The sequence below is a fragment of the Stenotrophomonas sp. genome (assembly GCF_059505245.1).
The window spans coordinates 343,561-364,417 of the sequence record NZ_JCACKF010000037.1 but is presented as its reverse complement, the minus strand read 5'-3'; the positions used below and the strand labels follow the sequence as shown (position 1 = coordinate 364,417).

Here is a 20,857-nt window from a genome sequence, read left to right as displayed (position 1 = left end):
CCCCCCCCCCCCCCCCCCCACCCCCCCCCCCCCCCCCCCCCCCCCCCCCCCCCCACCCAGCCCTCCCGGCATTTCGGTGTCGGACGGCAAGAGCATTGGGTTTCCAGGTGGAAAGAGGGGTCAGATCCGTTTTCCTGCGGAAAACGGATCTGACCCCGGATGCGGTGCGGCTGTTGCTCTTGCTCTTCTTTTTTCAATCCGGTGTGGACGCGCACGGAAAGTGTCCGTGGCCGGGAGGGTGGGTTGCGCAGGGGTGTCCGCGGCATGGGCCCGAGGCATGCCTCGGGCGGGTTGGGCAGGACGCCCAACCCCGGTCTTGCCGTGTGCGCAGGACAGTGCACACGTGCAAGCGGCGACCAGCTTACAGAGACGTACTTGCAGCGTCCCCTGCGCAACCCATCCTCCCGGCCTGCCCTCAGCAGCCCAGCACTTCGACCGACCACCCCGAGGGGCTTCGCCGTTGGCTGGATAATCAGATACCCCGTAAACAAAAACGCCCCAGCACAGGGCCAGGGCGTTCTCGTACATCAGATCAGGCAGGCATCAGAACTCCTGCCAGTCCCCGTCGGCCAGTTCGGTGGCCATCGGGCGACCACCCGCCGTGCGGCGGGCCGGCGGGGCAGTCGGGGCCGGGGCAGCCGGTGCAGCGGCGCGCGGCGCCGGGGCGGTGACGCGCGGGGCGGCGACGACCTCGGCTTCGTCCACCACGAAGATCGACACGGCCTCGCTGAGGTGGCCGGCCTGTTCTTCCATCGCACGTGCGGCGGCGGTGGCTTCTTCCACCAGCGCGGCGTTCTGCTGCGTGGTTTCGTCCATCTGCACCACGGTCTGGTTGACCTGCTCGATGCCCGCCGACTGTTCCTGCGAGGCCGCAGAGATCTCGGCCATGATGTCGGTCACGCGCTGCACCGAGGCGACGATCTCGCCCATGGTCGCGCCGGCCTTGTGCACCAGCGCCGAGCCGTCGTTGACCTTGCCGACCGAGTCGTCGATCAGGCCCTTGATCTCCTTGGCGGCGGCGGCCGAGCGCTGGGCAAGGGTGCGCACTTCGCTGGCGACCACGGCAAAGCCGCGGCCCTGTTCGCCGGCACGGGCGGCTTCCACTGCGGCATTCAGCGCCAGGATGTTGGTCTGGAAGGCAATGCCGTCGATGACCGAGATGATCTCGGCGATCTTCTTCGACGAGGCTTCGATGGCCGACATGGTGGTGACCACCTGGCCGACCACGTCACCGCCCTGCGAGGCGACACCGTGCGCGCCGATGGCGAGCTGGTTGGCCTGGCGTGCGTGCTCGGCGTTCTGGCGCACGGTGGAGGTCAGTTCCTCCATCGAGGCAGCGGTTTCCTCCAGGTTGGCGGCCTGCTGTTCGGTGCGGCGCGACAGGTCGCTGTTGCCCGAAGCAATCTCGCCGGCCGCCGAACTGATCGCGCGGCTGGACTGCTTGATGCGGGTGACGATCTCGCTCAGCTGCGCGGCGGTGGCGTTGGCGTCGTCGCGCATCCGGGCGAACACGCCCTGGTAATCGCCGTGCATGCGCACGGTCAGGTCGCCCTGCGACAGCGCGGCCAGCAGGCCGGAGATCTGCTCGATGCTGCCGGCATTGGCGTCCAGCAGGCCGTTGATCTGCTGGGCCAGCTGCAGGAAGAAGCCTTCCTTGTCGCTGGCATCGATGCGGCCGGACAGGTCGCCAGCGGCGGCCTGGGCGATCACGCGGGCCACTTCGGCTTCGACCTGCGCTTCCTGGGTACGGTCGCGCCATTCCACCACGTAGCCGACGGTGTCGCCGCCTTCATTGCGGATGGTCGAGACCACCTGGGCGAACTGGGCATCGCCGTACTGCATCGGGCGACGGGCGACGCCGTGTGCCTTCAGGTTGCCCAGCAGGGTCTGGTCCATCTCGCCGCGGTGTTCGAGCACGGTGACCGGCTTGCCGATCAGCGAAGCCTGCGCATCGAAGTCCGGCAGGTCGCGGCGCAGTTCGTCCTGGTACTGGCTCAGGGTCTGCTGCAGGGCGCGGTTGCTGTAGACGATGGTGTTGCTGGTGTCGGTCAGGTAGACGCCGGTCGAGCTGTAGTCCAGCGCGGTACGGATGCGCAGGTTCTCGCGGGCGATGGCCTGGTCGGTCTCGATGCGCTCGCGCAGGTCGCGCTGCATGCGCTGCATGGCCTGCATCAGTTCGCCCACTTCATCCTGGCGGCTGACGTCGATGTGGCCATCGAGCTTGCCGCCGGCCACGTCGTTGGCCACCGAGACGGCGCCACGCACGCTGCCGACCAGGGCGCGGGCAAACAGCCACACCAGCACCAGGCCGAGCGCGGCGCCGCCCAGCAGGGCGATCACGGTCAGCACGGCCGAGGCGGAGTAGGTGGATGCGGCCTCTTCGCGCGAGGCGCGGGCGAGGCGGTTGTCTTCGGCGATCAGCGCCTCCAGCGCGGAGGCGGCCTTGCGGTGCTTGGTGCGGGTTTCGCCGACGAAGGTATCGATGGCGTCGTCCGGCAGGTCCAGTTCCAGCATCTCGGTGACGCTGTCATAGGATGCCAGGGCGTCCTTCCATTCCTTGGCGAAGGCGTCGAACAGCTTCTTCTGCTGCGGGTTGTCGACCAGCTTCGGATACTCCTTGATCGACTTGTCCATGCTGGCGCGCAGGTCGACGCCCTGCTTGCGCGCATCGGACTTGACGTCATCGCTGGCGCGGATCAGCTGCTGGTAGGCGGCATTGCGGTACTCGCCCAGCATGCCGCGCATCTCGCCGGCCATGCGGATGCTCTCCATGCGTGAACCGGCCAGCTCGGTGGTCACGTTGTTCAGCGAATGCAGGCCGCGATAGGCGACGATGCCCTGCAGCAGCATCACCAGCAGGAGGACGCCGAAGGTCAGCAGCAGTTTCGGCATCAGTTTCAGGTTGTTGATCCACGGCATGGGCGTTGCGAGCTCCTAAGGCAGACGCGCCCGGGCATCGGGCCCGGTTGCAGCAGAAACCACGCCAGGACCAGGCCCGGCGTGGTCCGACGAACGGCGGATTACTTGATGTTGGCCAGCTTCAGCCCGGCCGGCGAGCTGACTTCGATTTCCGCACGCGAGGCGTCGCGCTGGATCTTGCCGATCACGCACACGGTCTTGCCTTCCAGGGTTTCCAGCGGGAAGGAGAACTTGCCGCGGTTCTCGCCGGCGATACGCGCCGAGAAGGTGTGGCGCGGGAAGGCGCCGCCCATGTACAGGAAGGTCGGCTGGCCTTCGGAGCCTTCTGCGTAACGGGCCTTTTCGACCTTGCCACAGACCATGCCGTCCTTGCCGACCGAACGCGGCGCCATTTCCGGCGGGATCATGTCGGCCGACTGGGCGAAAGCGGAGGCGGCGGTGGTGGCCAGGACAGCGGCCGAGACGAACGCAAACAGGGACTTCATCGAGGGTATCTCCGGGGATGGTAACGATCGGGCCGGTCCTGTGCGCTCCTGCGCGACCGGCTTCTGTCCCCCTATCGGCACCGCCGAAGGGAACTGAAGGGTTTTGTGACTGGAACGTGAAGCAGTTCCGTTTGCTCAGGCAGCGACGTCTTCGGCGAGGTTGGCCTGGCCCATGTCGGCGCTGTCGAGCAGGGTCTCGATGTCCAGCAGGATCAGCATGCGATCGTCGTGGGTACCGATGCCGGAGATGAAACGGGTGTCGACGGCCGCGCCGAATTCCGGGGTCGGGCGGATCTGCTCGGCCGACAGGGGGATCACGTCGGAGACGCTGTCGACGACGATGCCGACCACGCGGTCTTCCACGTTCAGCACGATCATCACGGTGAAGGCATCGTAGCGGGCGTTGTCCAGGCGCAGCTTCAGGCGCAGGTCGATGACCGGGACGATGGTGCCGCGCAGGTTGATCACGCCCTTGATGTAGTCCGGGGCGTCCGGCACGCGGGTGACGGCGTCGTAGCCGCGGATTTCCTGCACCTTGAGGATGTCCACGCCATAGTGCTCGTCACCAAGGGTGAAGCTGAGGAATTCGCCACCGGCGCTGGCGGCGGAGCTGGTCATGTCGTTCATCGAGGGGTCCTGGTTCTGCCGGAAGTCCCGGTGTCAGGCTCGATATCGGCCCCGCCGGGGGGGACTTTAGGTGCCGGGCAGTGCCGTGGATGGGGTCAGATCCCTTTTCAGGGAAAAGGGATCTGACCCCGGCACGCGTTCCAGGGTTGCCGGCCGGCGGCCGGCACTACCGGTCGGACGGCCTCAGAGCTCGCCGTTGCGGCGGGCCTTGCGCTGGCGGTCGATGCGGAAGATGTAGCGCTGGATGGCGCTGTCGGCGCCGCGTGGCAGACATTCAAAGCGCATCCCCACGCGCTTGACCTCGATGCCATTGGGCTGACGCTGCGGCAGCAGGTTGCAGACCACCAGTTCGATATCCAGGTCGGGGCCGTCCGGCAGCGACAGCTGCGCCGGATAGCGCCTCTGCAGACCAAACACCGCGCAGTCATTGGGCACCACCACGGCCAGGCCGCCACCGCTGATGTCCACCACCCGCATCGACAGCGCTTCGGCCCGCGCTTCGCCAGGCGGCAGCAGCAGGTGGGGCGAGTCGGTGACCGGCGTCTCCAGCCGGTACAGCTCGCGGCGCTGCAGGTGCACCAGTTCGTCAGGCAGCGGCGCACGGAAGGCCACATGGCCGTCGTTGTCCACGCGCTGCAGTTCGTGCAGCCGGAACCGTACCAGCACGCGTTCGAGCTGGGCGAAGCACAGCAGGTGATCGGCCTGTTCGGCGGCGCGGTTGGAGGCTTCCTGTGGGCTGCCATCGAGCAGCAGGAAGTCCTCGTCTTCGTCGAGGTCGAGCAGGGCGGTCGGGAAGGAACGGTCGCGGCCGTCGATATGGGCGTTGATCAGCGATCGCTGGTCGATCAGCGAGCGCAGCAGCTGGCGCAGCTGGCGCGGGTTGCGGACCAGGAATCGTTCGTCCGCGGCATCGGCCGCGTGGACATCATGCACTGCAGTGTCGTTGCCGTCGGACATGGAATCTACGGTCAGGGGCGGGCGCCAGCACGCATTGGCGCGAGGCTCGATGGGGATATCGGCCTCTGCACCGGATTATGAAGTGGGATTTGCATCACTTTCCACGCGTAAGGGGTCAGATCCCTTTCCCGCAGGAAAGGGATCTGACCCCGTGGTTCTGTCAGAATTCCTGCCAGTCGCCGTCGGCGGCCAGCGCCGGCTGGGCCGTTGCCGTGCGCAGCGCACGTGCCGGGGCCGGCTTTGCCGCAGGCGCGGCGGCTGCGAGCTGTCGCGGTACCGGTGCGGCCAGCGGGCGTGCCGGGATGGCCATCGTGCCCTGCGATGCCAGCCGGAAGCGGGCCACGGCTTCACCCAACTGCACGGCCTGGTCTTCCATCGCGCGCGCCGCAGCAGTGGCTTCTTCCACCAGCGCAGCATTCTGCTGGGTGGTTTCGTCCATCTGCACCACGGTCTGGTTGACCTGCTCGATGCCCGCCGACTGTTCCTGCGAGGCCGCAGAGATCTCGGCCATGATGTCGGTCACGCGCTGCACCGAGGCGACGATCTCGCCCATGGTCGCGCCGGCCTTGTGCACCAGCGCCGAGCCGTCGTTGACCTTGCCGACCGAGTCGTCGATCAGGCCCTTGATCTCCTTGGCGGCGGCGGCCGAGCGCTGGGCAAGGGTGCGCACTTCGCTGGCGACCACGGCAAAGCCGCGGCCCTGTTCGCCGGCACGGGCGGCTTCCACTGCGGCATTCAGCGCCAGGATGTTGGTCTGGAAGGCAATGCCGTCGATGACCGAGATGATCTCGGCGATCTTCTTCGACGAGGCTTCGATGGCCGACATGGTGGTGACCACCTGGCCGACCACGTCACCGCCCTGCGAGGCGACACCGTGCGCGCCGATGGCGAGCTGGTTGGCCTGGCGTGCGTGCTCGGCGTTCTGGCGCACGGTGGAGGTCAGTTCCTCCATCGAGGCGGCGGTTTCTTCCAGGTTGGCGGCCTGCTGCTCGGTGCGGCGCGACAGGTCGCTGTTGCCGGAGGCGATCTCGCCGGCGGCCAGGGTGATGCTGGAGGCGCTGGCCTGGATCTGGCCGACGATCTGGGTCAGCTGTGCAACGGTGGTGTTGGCATCATCCCGCATGCGCCCGAACACGCCATTGAACTGGCCTTCCATGCGCGCGGTCAGGTCGCCGGCGGCGATCGACTGCAGCAGCTGCGAGAGCTGGCCGAGGTTGCCGTCGGCCACCTGCATCATTGTGTTGAGATGCTCGATCATCAGCTTGAAGTCATGCTGGAAACGCTGTGCGTCGCCGCGCTGGCTGAAGTCACCGGCAGCGGCCGCCGCGGCCAGCTGCTGGATCTGCGAATTGATCGCCAGCAGGCTGGCCTTGGCCGCGTCCATCGATTCGTGCAGGATCGCGCGGCTGCCGGGCAGGCGGCGTGCATCCGGGGTGAGATTGCCGATGGCGTACTGGTTGAGCACGTCGATGGCATCGCGGATCGCATCCAGGTGCTCGAAGATCACCGTATTGATGCCTCCGGCCAGCTGGCCATAGACACCCGGGAAATCTTCCGGAATGCGATGGCTGATGTCCGGTCCCGCGTGCATCTGTGCCATCAGCTGGGTCTGCTCGCTGAAGCGGCGGAGCATTGCGGTCATCTCGGTCGTGGCGGCCAGCATCCTGCCGGCTTCGTCCTTGCTGGTGGCCTGGGTGCTGACGCTGAGGTCGCCGCGGGCAACCGCCTGGATGGCATGCACGGCCTTGCCCAGCGGGCCAGTAACGGCGCGCGAGATGACGATGGCCAGCGCGGCGGCCACCAGCGACAGCAGCACGATGCAGCCGATGATGGCGATCATGCTGGTGCGATGGGTGGCGTTGGCGTCGGCGATCTTGCCGTCCATCTGCCCGGCGATGTGGGTGCCCAGTGCCTTCATCGCAGCGAACAGGTCGCGGCGCGCCGGGCGTGACTGCTCATCGGAGATCTGCTGGGCCTGCGTGCCATCACCGGCGGCCACGGCGTCGCGCATCGCCTTGTTGGCGGCGAAGTAGCGATCCAGCTGGGTGCTGGCGGCGCGATACAGTTCGCGCTCCTTGTCCAGCGCCGGCAGCGCCGCGTACGCCGCCAGTTCGTCATGTACGGCCTTGGCGGTATCGTCCATGCGCTTGTTGTAGTCGGCGACCTTCTCCGGCTGGTCGAGCATGCTCAGCTGGGCCAGTTCGTAGGTGCGGAACTCACCGAGCTGCGAGCGCGCCTCGCCCAGGTGCTGGACCGAGGGGATATCGTTGCCGGCCATCTCGCGCAGCTGCGCGTTGGCTTCGCTCAGTCGCAGCAGGGCGAACGCGCCGAGGACCAGGGTCATCAGGGTGGTAAGGGTGAACCCCACGGCCAGCTTGCGGGCGATGGGCAGATCTTGGAACCACTTCATGCAGGGTGCTCCAGGTGGGCAGAGTGCCGGCGTCTGTGCGCCGGTTTGGGGGTGGTTGCAGAGCGAACGGTGGTGCCCGGTGGGGTTCGGTGACGGCCGTCATTGCGAAATAACGGCGCCGTCCGCGTGGACTTTATGGACGCAGATCACATTCGGTTGCGTAGGGATGACAGCGCGAAAGCGTTGCAGCGGCGTGCTTTCGCTTGGATGAAGTAGTTGCGCCCGCAACCATCATGGCGACGGAGTTCACAGAAGGGATGGGGTCGGATCCCTTTCCTGCGGAAAGGGATCCGACCCCCTTGGCAGAGCGCGCAAACAAAAACCGCCGCCCCGAAGGGCGGCGGTCCAGTACACGCATGCAGTGTGGATCAGGCGGCCTGCGGCATCCGCAGTGAACGCACCAGCCCGCCGATGTCGACGATCAATGCGACGCGGCCGTCGCCGAGAATGGTCGCACCGGACACCCCGCCGATGCGGCGGTAGTTGTTCTCGATGTTCTTCACCACCACCTGCTGCTGGCCGACCAGTTCGTCCACTTCCAGGGCGATCTTCTGGCCATCGCCTTCGACCACCACCACCAGCGATTCGCTGCCGGGTGCACGGTTGCCGTAGCCGTAGTACTCGCTCAGCGACAGGATCGGCAGGTATTCACCGCGCACGCGCAGCACGCGGCCTTCGCCGGCCATGCTGCGGATGTCCTCGGCTTGCGGCTGCAACGCCTCAAGCACATAGGCCAACGGCAGGATCAGGGTTTCACCGGCTACCGCCACGGTCATGCCATCGAGGATGGCCAGGGTGAGCGGCAGGCGGATCAGCGTGCGGGTGCCAGCGCCGAGGCTGCTTTCAATCTGCACCTCGCCCCCCAACGCCTGGATGTTGCGGCGGACCACGTCCATGCCGACGCCACGACCGGACAGGTCAGTGACCGCATCGGCCGTGGAAAAGCCGGGCTGGAAGATCAGGTCCCAGACCTGCGAATCGGTCGGGTTGTCCGGCACCGCCAGGCCGCGCTCGGTGGCCTTGGCCAGGATCTTGGCGCGGTCCAGGCCGCGACCGTCGTCGCTGACTTCGATGACGATGTGGCCGCCCTGGTGCGAGGCCGCCAGGGTGATCGTGCCGGTTTCGTCCTTGCCTGCACCGCGGCGCACGTCGGGCATTTCCAGGCCGTGGTCGATCGAGTTGCGCACCAGATGCACCAGCGGATCGGCGATCTTCTCGATCAGGCCCTTGTCCAGCTCGGTACCTTCGCCGACGGTGCGCAGCCGCACCTGCTTGCCGAGGCGGCTGGACAGGTCGCGGACCAGGCGCGGGAAGCGACGGAACACCGCATCGACCGGCAGCATGCGCACGCCGATCACCGCTTCCTGCAGGTCGCGGGTGTTGCGTTCAAGCTGGTCCAGGCCAGCGAACAGGCTCTCGGCGTGGACCGGGTCCAGCGCATGCGAGACCTGCTTGAGCATGGCCTGGGTGATGACCAGTTCGCCGACCAGGTTGATCAGCGCGTCGACCTTGTCGACGCTGACGCGGATGGAGGTTTCCGCTTCCTGGCTGGCGCCACCGCTGGCGGCAGGCGCGGCGGGTGCCGACAGCGACGCTGCCGCCGGAGCGGGAGCAGCCGCGGCCGGCGCCTGGGTGGCCAGGCTCGGCGGTGCGGCCGGACGGATGTCCAGCTCGCAGTCGTCCAGTACCCACGCGAAGGTGTCTTCGATCTTGCTGCGCGGCACCTTGCCGACCAGACCCAGGTCCCACGCCAGGTGGGCTTCGAGCGGATCGAGCTGCGCGAAGCCCGGCAGGCGGTCCATGCGCGCGGCGACCTGCAGCGAACCGAGGTGTTCCAGTTCGCGGATGATGCGCAGCGGGTCGTTGCCGCTCATGAACAGCGACGGCGCCGGGGTGAAGCCGATCTGCCAGGCTTCCGGCGTATCGTCCACCTTGGCTGCGGCGGTCGCCGGGGCGCTCGCTGCGGCCTGGCCGGACAGAACCGCTTCCAGGCGTGCCTTCACCGCAGCGACGGCAGCCGGATCGGCAGCCTGGCCATGTTCGGCTTCGCGCAGCAGGGCGCGCAGCACGTCCACCGAAGACAGCATGGCGTCGACGGCGTGGCCTTCCAGTGCCCGCTTGCCGGCGCGCAGCTCATCGAGCAGCGTTTCCAGCACGTGGGTCAGGCCGGCGATCGCGTCGAAGCCGAAGGTGCCGGCGCCGCCCTTGATCGAATGGGCAGCGCGGAACACCGAATTGATGATCTCCGCGTCCTGCTGCCCCGATTCCAGGGCCAGCAGGCCAGCCTCCATCGCGTCGAGGCCTTCGCGGCTCTCCTCGAAGAAGGTGGCGTGGAAGCGTTGCAGGTCCATGCTCATGGCAGTGGTGGTCCGGAAGCGAAGAGGGGGAGCGGTGCGGGGCGATCAGCCCAGCACTTTCTGCACGGTGGCGACCAGCTGTTCGGGATTGAACGGCTTGACCAGCCAACCCGTAGCGCCAGCGGCCTTGCCTTCGGACTTCTTGTCGGCGGCAGATTCGGTGGTCAGCATCAGCAGCGGGGTGAACTTGTAGTCCGGCAGCTGGCGCAGTTCGCGGATCAGCGCGATGCCATCCATGTTCGGCATGTTGACGTCGGTAACCACCGCATTGAAGCGCTGGCCCTTGGCGCGACCGAGCGCGACCGCGCCGTCTTCAGCTTCTTCGACGGCAAAACCGGCCGAGGTGAGGGCGAAGGACACCATCTGGCGCATCGACGCCGAATCGTCCACCACCAAGATACGTGCGCTCATGCAGCGTTCTCCACAGATTTCAGGTTGTCATGGGTTACGTCCAGGCCGAGGGCCTGGGTGACGCCCAGCAGGCGCGCGGCGTCACGGAAGGTTGCAGTGCAACCGTGGAAGCCGGTGCCCAGGCCTGCCTCGCGGCGGGCCTGCACGAACGCACACAGCACCTGCACGGCGGCCGTGTGGATGCGGGCGACCTGGCTGGCATCCAGGGTCAGCTCGCCTGCCTGCTCCACCAGGGGGGCAAGGCGGTTCTTGAGCTCGGTAGTGCTCTCGATGCCGAGATCCCCACCCAGTTCGACAGTGCTCATCGTTGCTCCGGACAAACGGTTCCGTGATCCATAACGGCACCCCGGTGGGGTTCTTTAGAAGAATCGACGCGGTGCGTCGATGCGGTCGCTGTTGAAAAGGGGACGGAGGGGATTAAGTCGCAAGCGACCTGGCTCTACTGCAGCCCCTCGGCTAACGGCGACTGCGCGGTGGGGACATAAGGTGTTGATCCAACGGATCAACTCCTTGCGTCCCCGACAGGCACCGCTTCGGCGCCAAGCGCCGAGCCACTTGCGACTTAATCCCCTCCGTCCCCTTTTTGGGGGTCAGCTCAACAGCCGTGTGGCGTCCAGCAGGATCATCGGGCGCTGGCTGACCCGGGCCACGCCGCGGAACAGGTCGTTGGAAATCTGGCAGATGCGTGCGGTATCGGGAGGTTCGATCTGTGAATCGGTGAGGTTGGCGACATCTTCCACTGCCGACACGCGCAGGCCGATGGTCTCGCCGTCTTCTTCCAGCACCACGATGCGGGTCTGGGCGTCGTCCTCGGCGGCAGCCGCGCCCAGGTGCAGGCCCAGGTCCATCACCGGGACCACCTGGCCGCGCAGGTTCATGATGCCCAGCATGGCGGCAGCGGTGCCGCGCAACGGCAGCAGCGGCACCGGCAGCACGACCTCCTGGACCTTCAGCAGTTCCAGCGCATAGGCCTGGGTGCCACAGCGCAGGCGCAGCCAGCGCGAGGTGCGTTCACCGGCACGACGGTTCTGCGGATGCGGGCTGCGGGCCGGTTGGTGGGCCTGCGCCTGCAGCTCCTGCCAGGTGCCGGGGCGGTTGCCTGCGGGTGCATCGACGGCGACGCGCGGCGGCGGCGTGCCGGCGCGTGCGGCCGGGGCCGGTGCAGGGCGTGTCGCCGGGGGGGGCACCGGCGCTGCGACCACGGCGGGCGGCGGCGCAGGCACGTCTTCGCCACCAGCGGCCGCCTCGAAGGCGGCCTGCAGGCCGGGGCTGTCGGTGTGGGCGAGACGATGGCTGTCCGCCGGGTCGGTCTCGTAGATCACTTCGTCCGGCAGATCGTCCCAGGTGGGTTCCGGGCCGGTGTTCGCAGCGGCCGCAGCGGGCGCCGGCGCGGTTTCGTGGATGACCTCGTCGGGCAGGTCATCCCAGGTCGGCTCGCGTTCGGTGGACCCGGCGCTGGCCGGCGCGGCGGCGGCCTCGAAGGCGGCCTCCAGTGCAGCCTCATCCTCGGCCGGGGCCGCGACGACGGCATCCGTTTCGTTGACCACTTCAGCGGGCAGGTCGTCCCACGTGGGTTCGCGTTCGGCATCGATCACGCTGACGGGCGCGGACGCGGCATCGAAAGCGGCTTCCAGTGCGGCATTGTCCACGGCAGGGGCAGCGGCAACGCTCTCGGTTTCGGTTTCGTAGATCACCTCGGCCGGCAGGTCATCCCAGGTGGGTTCGCGTTCGGCGGCGGCTTCGGTGGCCGTGGCCGGGGCGGTGCTGATCGGCGCGGGGAGGGGAGCGGCGGCCGGGGCGATCGCCTCGCCCAGCAGTTCGTCCAGGTAGTCGTCGAGGATGCCGGTGCTGTTCATGCGGCCTGCTCCAGGGCGCGGGCATCCTCGCCGAGGATCCAGTTCAAGGCGCGCCGGTAGGCAGCCAGGCCACGCCCCGGGTAGTCTTCGCCGACGCTCGGCAGGGTCAGCCCGGCGGCGTTGCTGATGCGGGTGTCGATCGGAATCGCATCTTCCCAGACGCGGCTGCCATGCCGGTCCTGCATGGTGCGCAGCGATTCGTTGCCGGCGCGGGTGCGACGGTCGAACAGGGTTGGCAGGATCGAGATCGGCAGCGGCCGGCGGCGCGAACGCTCGACCATCTCGCCGGTGCGGACCATGCCATCCAGGCCGTGCAGCGCCAGCGGCTCGGCCTGGGTCGGAATGATCAGGCGATCGGCGGCAGCCAGTGCGTTGATCATCAGCAGGCCGAGCGTCGGTGCGCAGTCCAGCAGGATGTAGTCGTGCTGGCCCTGGTGGCGCGCCAGCGCGTTCTGCAGGGCCAGGCCGAGGCCGGGTTGGTTGGCGCTACGGCGTTCCAGCGTGGCCAGCGCGGACTGCGCGCAGACGTAGTCCAGGCCCTGGATGTTGCTGGCATGGCACAGGCCGGACAGGTCCGCCGGCGGTGCGCCGAACAGCTCCAGCACGCCGGCCGGCGGCGGGTCCACCGGCACGCCGAAGGCGCGGCTGAGCGAAGCATGCGGATCGAGGTCGATCAGCAGCACGCGATGGCCGAGCGCGGCCAGGCCGCGGCCGAGGGCGAGGGTGGTGGTGGTCTTGCCGACTCCGCCCTTCTGGTTGGCGACTGCCCAGATGCGCATCGGATTACTCCTTCATTGCCGGGGGAACGGCGGCGCCGACGCGGCTGCCAGCCGGCACCGGTGGCAACGTCACCGGTGCGATGGGGGAGGTGGGGGTGCTGGCCGGCGTTGCGGCGGCCTGTTCGGTGACGGTGCTGCCGGTGGCGCCGGTGGCTGCGTTCAGGCGCTGGCCGAGCGGGTCCACCGAATGCGAGGTGTCGGCCAGGATGATGACCATCACCCGACGGTTGCGGTTGCGGCCCTGGGCGCTGTCGTTCTCTTCGCGAGGGCGGAACTGGCCATAGCCGACCATCGCCAGCCGCGACGGCTGCACGCCCTGGTCGGCGAACAGATGCACCACGCTGGCGGCGCGTCCGGCCGACAGCTCCCAGTTCGAGGGGAAGGTGGCGGTGGCGATCGGCACGTTGTCGGTGTGCCCTTCCACGCGCACGCTGTTGGGCACGTCGCGCAGCACCTCGGCCAGGCTGGCCAGGGTCTGCCGCGCATGCACGTCCAGCGCGGCCGAGCCGGTCGGGAACAGGATGTCGCTGTTGATCTCGACTTCGATCCACAGCTCGGTGCGGCGCACGCTGATCATGCCGCGGTCGATCAACGGCGCCAGTGCGGCGGTGAGGCGGTCGGCGATGCTGTTGAGCTGGCGCTCGGCGCGCGCGATCTGCTCCTGGTTGTGCACCGACACCGGCATGCGCATCTGCGAGGCCATCGACGGCAGCAGCGTCGGGTCGTGCGAGGGCGCCGGCGCGGACGGTCCGATCTTGGTGCCGGACTTGATCACCGACGGGCTGTCCCAGCCGCCACCCTGCACCTGCTTGTTGCCCACCTGCACCGGATTGATCGTGCGCGGCGCGCCACCGAAGGCATCGGTGAGCGCGTCAGCCATGATCCGGTACTTGCCCTCGTTCACCGACGAGATCGCGTACATGACCACGAAGAAGGCGAGCAGCAGCGTCATCAGGTCGGCATAGGGGATCGCCCATGCTTCGTGGTTGGCGTGCTCTTCGTGGTGCTTGCGGCGGGCCATGTCAGTGCAGGAAGCCGGAGAGGTTGGTTTCGATGTTGCGCGGGTTCTCGCCCTGGGCGATCGAGATCAGGCCTTCGATGACCATTTCGCGGTCGCGCGTGTTGTGCGAGATCACGCTCTTGAGCTTGGCGGCGATCGGCAGGAACAGCAGGTTGGCCGAGGCGATGCCGTAGATCGTGGCGGTGAACGCCGCAGCGATGCCGTGGCCGAGCTTGCTCGGATCGGCCAGGTTCTTCATCACCGCGATCAGGCCCAGCACGGCGCCGATGATGCCGAGCGTCGGTGCGTAGATGCCCATCGCTTCGAACACCTTGGCGCCGGCCTGGTCCTGGTGTTCCTGGCTGCCCAGTTCGATTTCCAGCATGTGCCGCATCGATTCGGGCTCGACACCGTCCACCAGCAGCTGCAGGCCCTTGCGCAGGAACGGGTCCTGCTGCGCTTCCACCTGCGATTCCAGGCCGAGCAGGCCCTGGCGGCGGGCGATGTTGCTCCACTCGACGATCTGCTGGATCAGTTCGCGGCGATCGCTGTGCGGCGGGCGCACGACCCAGCGCACGATCTTGAACGCATGCTTGAACACCGCCGGCGAGGTGTGCAGCAGGATCGCGGCAACGGTGCCGACGATGACGATCACGAACGCCGCAGGCGACCACAACGACGCCAGGCCGGCGCCCTTGAGGATGCTGCCACCGACCAGCGAGGCCAGGGCGAGAAAGAGTCCAATGAGGCTGAGTCTATCCATGGATCCGGTATCGGCTTGTATGAATGGGACTTGAGACACCGGTACGGGCTACTGGTGCGACTTCACGGTTTTACGGGTTCAGCAAGCGGATCAGTCGTGCGGGCTGCGCAGGCCATCCACATCCAGGATCAGCGCCATGCGACCATCGCCGATCAAGGTTGCACCGGCGTAACCGCGCAGGCCGCGCAGGGCCTTCGGCAGTGGCTTGATGACCACTTCCTCGCGCCCACGGACCTGGTCCACGACCAGGCCGAAGCGCGCTTCGCCGGCCTGCAGCACCACGATGGTCAGCAGGGTCGATGCGGCCGGCGTCACATCCAGCCAATGCCGCAGATCGACCAGCGGCAGCGTGTGCGAACGGCGGTCGAGCACGGCACGGCCATCGAACCAGCCCAGCGAGGTGGGCGGCGCGTGCAGCACCTCCATCACGCGCGCCAGCGGCAGCGCATAGACGTCCTCGCCGGCCTGCACCAGCAGGGTCGGCAGGATCGCCAGGGTCAGCGGTACGCGGATCAGGAAGCGGCTGCCGCGGCCCAGCTCCGACTGGATCTGGATCTGCCCGCTGAGTTCGCGGATGCGCGACTGCACCACGTCCATGCCGACGCCGCGTCCGGAAATATCCGTGACCTGCTGCTTGGTCGAGAAGCCGGGCAGGAACACCAGGTGCAGGCACTCCTCGCTGCTCAGGCGGGCGGCGGCTTCCGGATCGATCAGGCCCTTCTCGCGTGCCTTCGCGCGCAGCTTTTCCGGATCGATGCCGGCGCCATCGTCCTGCACCTCGATGCTGACGTAGTCACCTTCCTGCTGCGCCGACAACCGCACATGGCCCATGCGCGGCTTGCCCTGCGCTTCGCGCAGGTCGGGCATTTCCACGCCATGGTCGATGGCGTTGCGGACCAGGTGCACCAGCGGGTCGGCCAGCGCTTCGACCAGGTTGCGGTCGAGCTCGGTCTCCGCGCCGATCAGCTCCAGGTCCACTTCCTTCTTCAGCGAGCGGGCGACGTCGCGGGCGACCTTGGGGAAGCGCGAGAATACCTTGCCCACCGGCTGCATGCGGGTGCGCATCACCGCCGACTGCAGGCGCGCGGTGGCGATGTCCAGGGTGGACACGGCGCGGTCCAGCTCCTCGTCGCGCAGGCGCGCACGCAGGGTCTTGAGCCGGTTGCGCGACAGCACCAGTTCGCCGATCAGGTTGACGATCGCATCCAGGCGCTTGGTGTCCACGCGCACGGTGTGTTCGGCTTCGGCCAGCGGCTTGGCGGCCGGCTTGGCCACCGGTGCCGGTGCGGCGGCCGGGCGCGGGGCGGCGATCGGTGCCGGCGCCACCGCAGCCGCGGGCCTGGCGCCGGGTGCGGCGCCGCCGTGCAGCTGGTCGAGCAGGGCTTCGAACTCATCTTCGCTGATCAGGCCGTCGTCGGCCTTCTTTGCCGGCGCCACCGCAGTCGGTGCGTTGCCACCGTGCAGCTGGTCGAGCAGCGCCTCGAACTCGTCGTCGGTGATCAGGTCGCCGGCACCGGCCGTCGGTGCGGCGGCAGCGGCGGCAGGCGCTGCTGCACCTCCATGCACGTCGAACTGGGCGATCAGGTCCGGCGGTGCATAGCCCGGCTCGGTGCCGGAAGACACGGCATCGAGCATCGACTGCAGGTAGTCCAGCGATTGCTGGGCGGCGTCGAAGTGATGGGCCTGCAGCACGGCCTGGCCGGCACGTGCAGCGCCCAGCGCTTCTTCAGCGGCGTGGCACAGCTCGACCATGGCGGTGACACCGAGGAAACCCGCGCCGCCCTTGAGCGTGTGGTAGCCCCGGAACACCGCGTTGAGCTGTTCGGTGTCCTGCGGTGCCTGCTCCAGCGACACCAGCTGTTCGCCGAGGCGATCCAGGATTTCCTGTGCCTCGATGATGAAATCGGCAGTGATGTCGTCGGATACCGCGCTCATGCTTACAGCCCCAGATCCGACAACAGGTCGTCGGCGTCGTTCTGCGAGACCGCGTGGCGGTCCAGTCCCTTCAGTGCCGGCCCGGCCAGTTCCGGGTCGGTGCGATGCTGTTCCGGCGGCAGGCCGAGCGCGCCGAAGCCTTCATGCACGCGGCGGACGATGCCGACCACGCGACGGATGATCTGCCCGGTCAGGTCCTGGTAGCTCTGGGTCAGGGCGATCTCGGTCAGGTTGTGGCGGATGCGCTCGAGCTGCGCGTCCTGGCCTGGCTGCAGGCCTTCGGCGCGCAGCTGCTCGGTCAGGCTGCGGCATTCCTCGGCCAGGTCCAGGGTGCGGTGGGTGGCCTGTTCGGTCATCGCCACCACGTGGTCCAGGCGTGCGCACGCATCGTCCAGTTCGCCGGCCTCGCTGGGCACGGTCGGCAGTTCGCCCAGGGCCTGCCCCAGCTCGCGGGCCAGCCGCGAGAGGCCGCTCATCATCGGCTGCGTGCGCAGCGCGACCAGTCCGTCGATGCGTTGCCGCCAGGCGGCTTCGTCACCGGACTCCAGGGCATCCAGGGCTTCCTGCAGGCGCAGGGCGAGGGCGTTCTTGTCGACCGTGGTATCCATCAGGCGCTGGCCGCCAGGCGTTCGAAGATCTTGCCCAGCTTCTCTTCCAGCGTCTGCGCGGTGAAGGGCTTGATGATGTAGCCGTTCACGCCGTTCTGGGCCGCTTCGATGATCTGCTCGCGCTTGGCTTCGGCGGTGACCATCAGCACTGGCAGGGTCTTCAGCTTGGCGTCGGCACGGATCGCCTTGAGCAGTTCGATGCCGGTCATCACCGGCATGTTCCAGTCGGTGACCACGAAATCGAAGGGCTGGCTCTGCAGCAGCGACAGTGCGGCATGCCCGTCCTCGGCTTCGGCGGTGTTGGTGAAGCCCAGATCGCCCAGCAGGTTCTTGACGATTCGACGCATGGTCGAGAAGTCGTCGACGATGAGGATGCGCATGTTCTTGTTCAAAGCAGAGTTCCTTTGTTGTTCATTCCGGGCGGCCGGGGGCAGTCGCCTCGGGGATGTTCATTCTTCCAGGCCGGCGTCGACGGCCTCGAAGATCTTCAGGCGGCCGCGCAGGCGCAGCACGGCCTGGCCATGGATCTGGCAGACCCGCGACTCGCTCACGCCGAGCACCGCGCCGATCTCCTTCAGGTTCAGCTCCTGCTCGTAGTACAGCGAGAGCACCAGCTGTTCGCGCTCGGGCAGGTGGCCGATGGCCTTGCCCAGCTCGCGACCGAACTCGCCGCGCTCCAGCACCTGCTGCGGGGTCGGGCCGCCCTGGGCGACGGTATCCAGTTCGCCCTGGTCTTCGATGCGCGACTCCAGGCTCAGCACCTGGCCACGTGCGGCGTCTTCCATCAGCCTCAGGTACTCGGGCAGCGGCATCTCCATCGCGGCGGCCACTTCGGTGGCGCTGGCGGCACGGCCCGTGCTCTGTTCCAGGCGGCGGATGGTGGCGGCGGCGTCGCGTGCACGGCGGTGCACCGAGCGCGGCACCCAGTCGCCACGGCGGATCTCGTCGATCATCGAGCCGCGGATGCGGATCGAGGCATAGGTCTCGAACGAGGCGCCCTGGTCGGCGTCGTAGCTGCGCGAGGCTTCGATCAGGCCCATCATGCCGGCCTGGATCAGATCATCGACTTCGACGCTGGCCGGCAGGCGCGCGGCCAGGTGGTGGGCGATGCGTCGCACCAGGTCCGAATGCTGGGCGATGACCTCGTTGGCCGCCGAGCGCTGGACTTCCCTGTACTGGTGGGCTGCGCCTTTCATGCGGCCACCCCACGCTGCTTGAGGATGCGTTCGAGGAAGAACTCGACGCCACCGCGCGGTTCGGTCGGTGCCTGCCAGCGCGCGGTGCGGCGTGCGATCTCGGTGATCGCCAGCGCCGACGGGCTGGACGGATAGGCCTTCACCACCGGCTGCTGGCGCTGCACCGACAGGCGCAGCCAGTCATCCTGCGGCACGCAGCCCAGGTAGTTCAGCGAGACATCGGCGAGGAACTTCTCGCAGACGCGGGTCAGCTTCTCGTACAGCACGCGGCCCTCGTTCGGGTCGCGCACCATGTTGGCCACCACCTGGATGCGGTCCACGCCGCGCTCGCGCGACAGCACCTTGATCAGTGCGTAGGCGTCGGTGATCGAGGCCGGTTCGTCACAGACCACCACCACGGTGTCCTGCGCGGCCTGGCAGAAGGTCAGCACGCCGTCGGTGATGCCGGCGGCGGTATCGACCACCATGATGTCCAGCTCGCGTTCCAGTTCGGAGAACACGTTGACCAGGCCGACATGCTCGGCCGGGGCCAGCTCGGCCATGTGCCGGCGGCCGGAAGCGGCCGGGACCACCAGCACGCCGTTCGGGCCTTCGACGATGACGTCATCCAGCGAGCAGCGGCCGGCCACCAGGTCGGCCAGCGTAAAGGTGGGGTTCAAGCCCAGGATCACGTCGATGTTGGCCAGGCCCAGGTCGGCGTCCAGCAGCAGCGTGCGCTTGCCCATGCCGGCCAGCGCCACCGCCAGGTTGGCGGACACATTCGTCTTGCCCACGCCGCCCTTGCCGCCGGTCACGGCAATGGTGCGCACAGGGCCGAGCGGCTCGCTGCGGGTGGCCGACAGCGGGAAGGTCTTGGTCAGCTTGGCGTACTCACGCGACGGCATGGTTCAACTCCGGGTTGCAGGGCATATCGGCCGCTCGGCGCAAATCTTCAAGGCGAAGTACAAGATTGGCTGCACTGGCCCGGTGCAGGTCCTCCGGGACGTCCTGGCCATCGGTCACCCAGGTGATCGGCAGGGCGTGGTCCACGGCCACCGACAGGGCGTTGCCGAAGCGGCCGGTCTCGTCCAGCTTGCTCAGCACCAGGCCCTGCAGGTTGGCCGCACCGAAGCGGCGCACCACCTCGTCCATGTCGCCGAAGCTGGTGTTGGCCGGCAGCACCAGCAGGGTGCGCACCTGGCGCGCGGCGCGCAGCCACTGCAGCTGGGCGGCCAGGGCACGGTCGCGCGGGCCCAGGCCGGCGGTATCGATCAGCACCAGCTTGTAGTCCTTCAAGCGTTCCAGCAGCTGGTCCAGGTCGGTGCCGCTGTTGGCCTCGTGCACGGCGATGCCGAGCTGGCGGCCGTAGCCATACAGCTGTTCACGGGCGCCGATGCGGGTGGTGTCGGTGGTGACCAGGGCGACGTCACGCGGGGCGTGCTTCTCGGCGAAGCGCGAGGCCAGCTTGGCGATGGTGGTGGTCTTGCCGGCGCCGGTCGGGCCGACCAGCGCGATCACGCCGCCTTCCTCCAGCGGGTCGACCGGGGCGATCGGCAGCTTGCGCGAGATCAGCCCCAGCATCAGGCCGCGGCCACGATGGGCTTCGGTCTCCAGCGGGATCTGCATGGCCACGTCGCGGGCCAGCCCGGCGTCGAAACCGTACTCGTCCATCAGGTCCAGCGCGGTGGCGCGCACCGGGCTGCCACGCAGGCGCTCGTCGGTGAAGCGGTTCATCTCGCGCTCGATCACCTGGCGCATGCCGGCCACTTCCTGGCGCAGCTGGCGGATCTCGGCGTCGTCCTGGGCAACCACGGTCAGCGTCGGTGCCGGGGCCAGCATGGGGGCCGGGCTGGCCTCGATAGCGGCTTCGACCGCTGCCGGTTCGCTGGCGGCGATCCCGGGCTGCGCGTCGATCACGGCAGCGGTCGGCAGCGGCGGCGGCAGCACGGTCGGGGCCACGCTTTCGTGATGCGCCTCGTGCGGCGGGTCGATCTGGAAGCGCGCGCGGTTGGCCGGCACGGTGGCGGCCGGTGCAACGATGGCCTCGGCGAACGGCGCGAAGGTCTGATCCGGCGGTGCCGGTTCGTTGACGGCGGCGCGGGCCAGGGTGGCGGCGAAGCCGGTGCTGCCCCGGGTCGGCACGATCTCGTCGGCGCTGTCCAGGGTGCGGCCGGTGGCACCGACGGCGGCGCGGGCGAGGGCGGCCACTGCCGAGGTGGTGGCCGCGACCGGTTCCGGCGCCGGGGTGCTGCTGCGGCGGCGGGTGACGGCGGCGATCACCGCGTCGGCGGCGGTGCGCGGCTTGGGTGCCGGCGGCGGTGCGACGTCACGGCGCGAGGCTTCCAGTGCACGCTGCACGGCGCTCTCGTCGTAGTTGGCGGCGGCGACGATCTCGATGCCTTCCTCGATCCGGCGGTTGGACAGGATCACGGCGTCAGGACCATGTTCCTTGCGCACCAGGTTCATGGCCGAGCGCATGTCGGCGGCGACGAATCGTTTGATTTTCATGCTGTGGTCACGGGGCGAAGACGGCGGGGTGGCGGTCGGAGAACTCGGGTGGTCGGTGGTCTGCACG

18 protein-coding genes are annotated in these 20,857 nt (G+C 68.2%); all 18 read right to left on the bottom strand.

All coding sequences use genetic code 11. The features are described 5' to 3' along the window. Positions 1 to 543: 543 nt before the first annotated feature. The 18 genes from AC5JLE_RS15115 to flhF all read right to left on the bottom strand — a co-directional run bounded on the left by AC5JLE_RS15115 (position 544) and on the right by flhF (position 20,790). Complete coding sequence (locus tag AC5JLE_RS15115; protein ID WP_496065434.1) at positions 544 to 2,919, bottom strand: methyl-accepting chemotaxis protein; 2,376 nt, start codon at positions 2,917 to 2,919, stop codon at positions 544 to 546. A gap of 101 nt (positions 2,920 to 3,020) precedes the next feature. Further along, positions 3,021 to 3,404 (bottom strand): hypothetical protein, encoded by a 384-nt coding sequence (locus tag AC5JLE_RS15110; RefSeq protein WP_014647020.1) that lies wholly within the window; start codon positions 3,402 to 3,404, stop codon positions 3,021 to 3,023. Positions 3,405 to 3,539: 135 nt separating this feature from the next. Then, positions 3,540 to 4,031, bottom strand: a complete 492-nt coding sequence (locus AC5JLE_RS15105; RefSeq protein WP_496065433.1) for a chemotaxis protein CheW — start codon at positions 4,029 to 4,031, stop codon at positions 3,540 to 3,542. Between the two features lie 183 nt (positions 4,032 to 4,214). After that, entirely contained in the window at positions 4,215 to 4,988 is a 774-nt protein-coding gene (locus tag AC5JLE_RS15100; RefSeq protein WP_164110424.1) for a flagellar brake protein, read from the bottom strand. A 160-nt stretch (positions 4,989 to 5,148) separates the two neighbouring features. Then, entirely contained in the window at positions 5,149 to 7,398 is a 2,250-nt protein-coding gene (locus tag AC5JLE_RS15095) for a methyl-accepting chemotaxis protein (protein ID WP_496065432.1), read from the bottom strand. A gap of 368 nt (positions 7,399 to 7,766) precedes the next feature. Further along, entirely contained in the window at positions 7,767 to 9,755 is a 1,989-nt protein-coding gene (locus AC5JLE_RS15090; RefSeq protein ID WP_049418949.1) for a chemotaxis protein CheA, read from the bottom strand. Between the two features lie 45 nt (positions 9,756 to 9,800). Further along, a complete protein-coding gene (locus tag AC5JLE_RS15085) occupies positions 9,801 to 10,166 on the bottom strand; it encodes a response regulator (protein ID WP_005409521.1) in 366 nt (121 codons plus the stop codon). Next, positions 10,163 to 10,471, bottom strand: coding sequence for an STAS domain-containing protein (locus AC5JLE_RS15080; RefSeq protein ID WP_014647026.1), 309 nt, complete (start codon positions 10,469 to 10,471; stop codon positions 10,163 to 10,165). Before AC5JLE_RS15080 ends, AC5JLE_RS15085 begins: the two co-directional genes overlap by 4 nt. Before the next feature lie 285 nt (positions 10,472 to 10,756). Beyond that, positions 10,757 to 12,022, bottom strand: coding sequence for a chemotaxis protein CheW (locus AC5JLE_RS15075; protein ID WP_142234676.1), 1,266 nt, complete (start codon positions 12,020 to 12,022; stop codon positions 10,757 to 10,759). After that, positions 12,019 to 12,801 carry a ParA family protein gene (locus AC5JLE_RS15070; protein WP_014647028.1) on the bottom strand — a complete coding sequence of 261 codons (783 nt, stop codon included), beginning with the start codon at positions 12,799 to 12,801 and terminating at the stop codon, positions 12,019 to 12,021. The genes AC5JLE_RS15075 and AC5JLE_RS15070 overlap by 4 nt, the downstream gene beginning before the upstream one ends. A 4-nt stretch (positions 12,802 to 12,805) precedes the next feature. Beyond that, a complete protein-coding gene (gene motD, locus AC5JLE_RS15065) occupies positions 12,806 to 13,822 on the bottom strand; it encodes a flagellar motor protein MotD (protein ID WP_496065431.1) in 1,017 nt (338 codons plus the stop codon). Between the two features lies 1 nt (position 13,823). Then, complete coding sequence (locus tag AC5JLE_RS15060; RefSeq protein ID WP_005409527.1) at positions 13,824 to 14,564, bottom strand: flagellar motor protein; 741 nt, start codon at positions 14,562 to 14,564, stop codon at positions 13,824 to 13,826. A gap of 90 nt (positions 14,565 to 14,654) precedes the next feature. Continuing rightward, the gene (locus tag AC5JLE_RS15055) at positions 14,655 to 16,499 is read right to left on the bottom strand and encodes a chemotaxis protein CheA (RefSeq protein ID WP_496065430.1); all 1,845 of its coding nucleotides are present in this window, start codon (positions 16,497 to 16,499) and stop codon (positions 14,655 to 14,657) included. Positions 16,500 to 16,501: 2 nt separating this feature from the next. After that, entirely contained in the window at positions 16,502 to 17,107 is a 606-nt protein-coding gene (locus tag AC5JLE_RS15050) for a protein phosphatase CheZ (RefSeq protein WP_006442968.1), read from the bottom strand. Then, a complete protein-coding gene (gene cheY / locus AC5JLE_RS15045) occupies positions 17,107 to 17,499 on the bottom strand; it encodes a chemotaxis response regulator CheY (RefSeq protein ID WP_005413247.1) in 393 nt (130 codons plus the stop codon). The genes AC5JLE_RS15050 and cheY overlap by 1 nt, the downstream gene beginning before the upstream one ends. Positions 17,500 to 17,556: 57 nt before the next feature. Continuing rightward, positions 17,557 to 18,303, bottom strand: coding sequence for an RNA polymerase sigma factor FliA (locus tag AC5JLE_RS15040; protein ID WP_014647032.1), 747 nt, complete (start codon positions 18,301 to 18,303; stop codon positions 17,557 to 17,559). Further along, on the bottom strand, positions 18,300 to 19,187 hold the full coding sequence (locus tag AC5JLE_RS15035; protein WP_005416424.1) for a MinD/ParA family ATP-binding protein: 888 nt from the start codon (positions 19,185 to 19,187) through the stop codon (positions 18,300 to 18,302). Before AC5JLE_RS15035 ends, AC5JLE_RS15040 begins: the two co-directional genes overlap by 4 nt. After that, the gene (gene flhF, locus AC5JLE_RS15030) at positions 19,174 to 20,790 is read right to left on the bottom strand and encodes a flagellar biosynthesis GTPase FlhF (protein ID WP_496065429.1); all 1,617 of its coding nucleotides are present in this window, start codon (positions 20,788 to 20,790) and stop codon (positions 19,174 to 19,176) included. Before flhF ends, AC5JLE_RS15035 begins: the two co-directional genes overlap by 14 nt. Between the last annotated feature and the right edge of the window lie 67 nt (positions 20,791 to 20,857).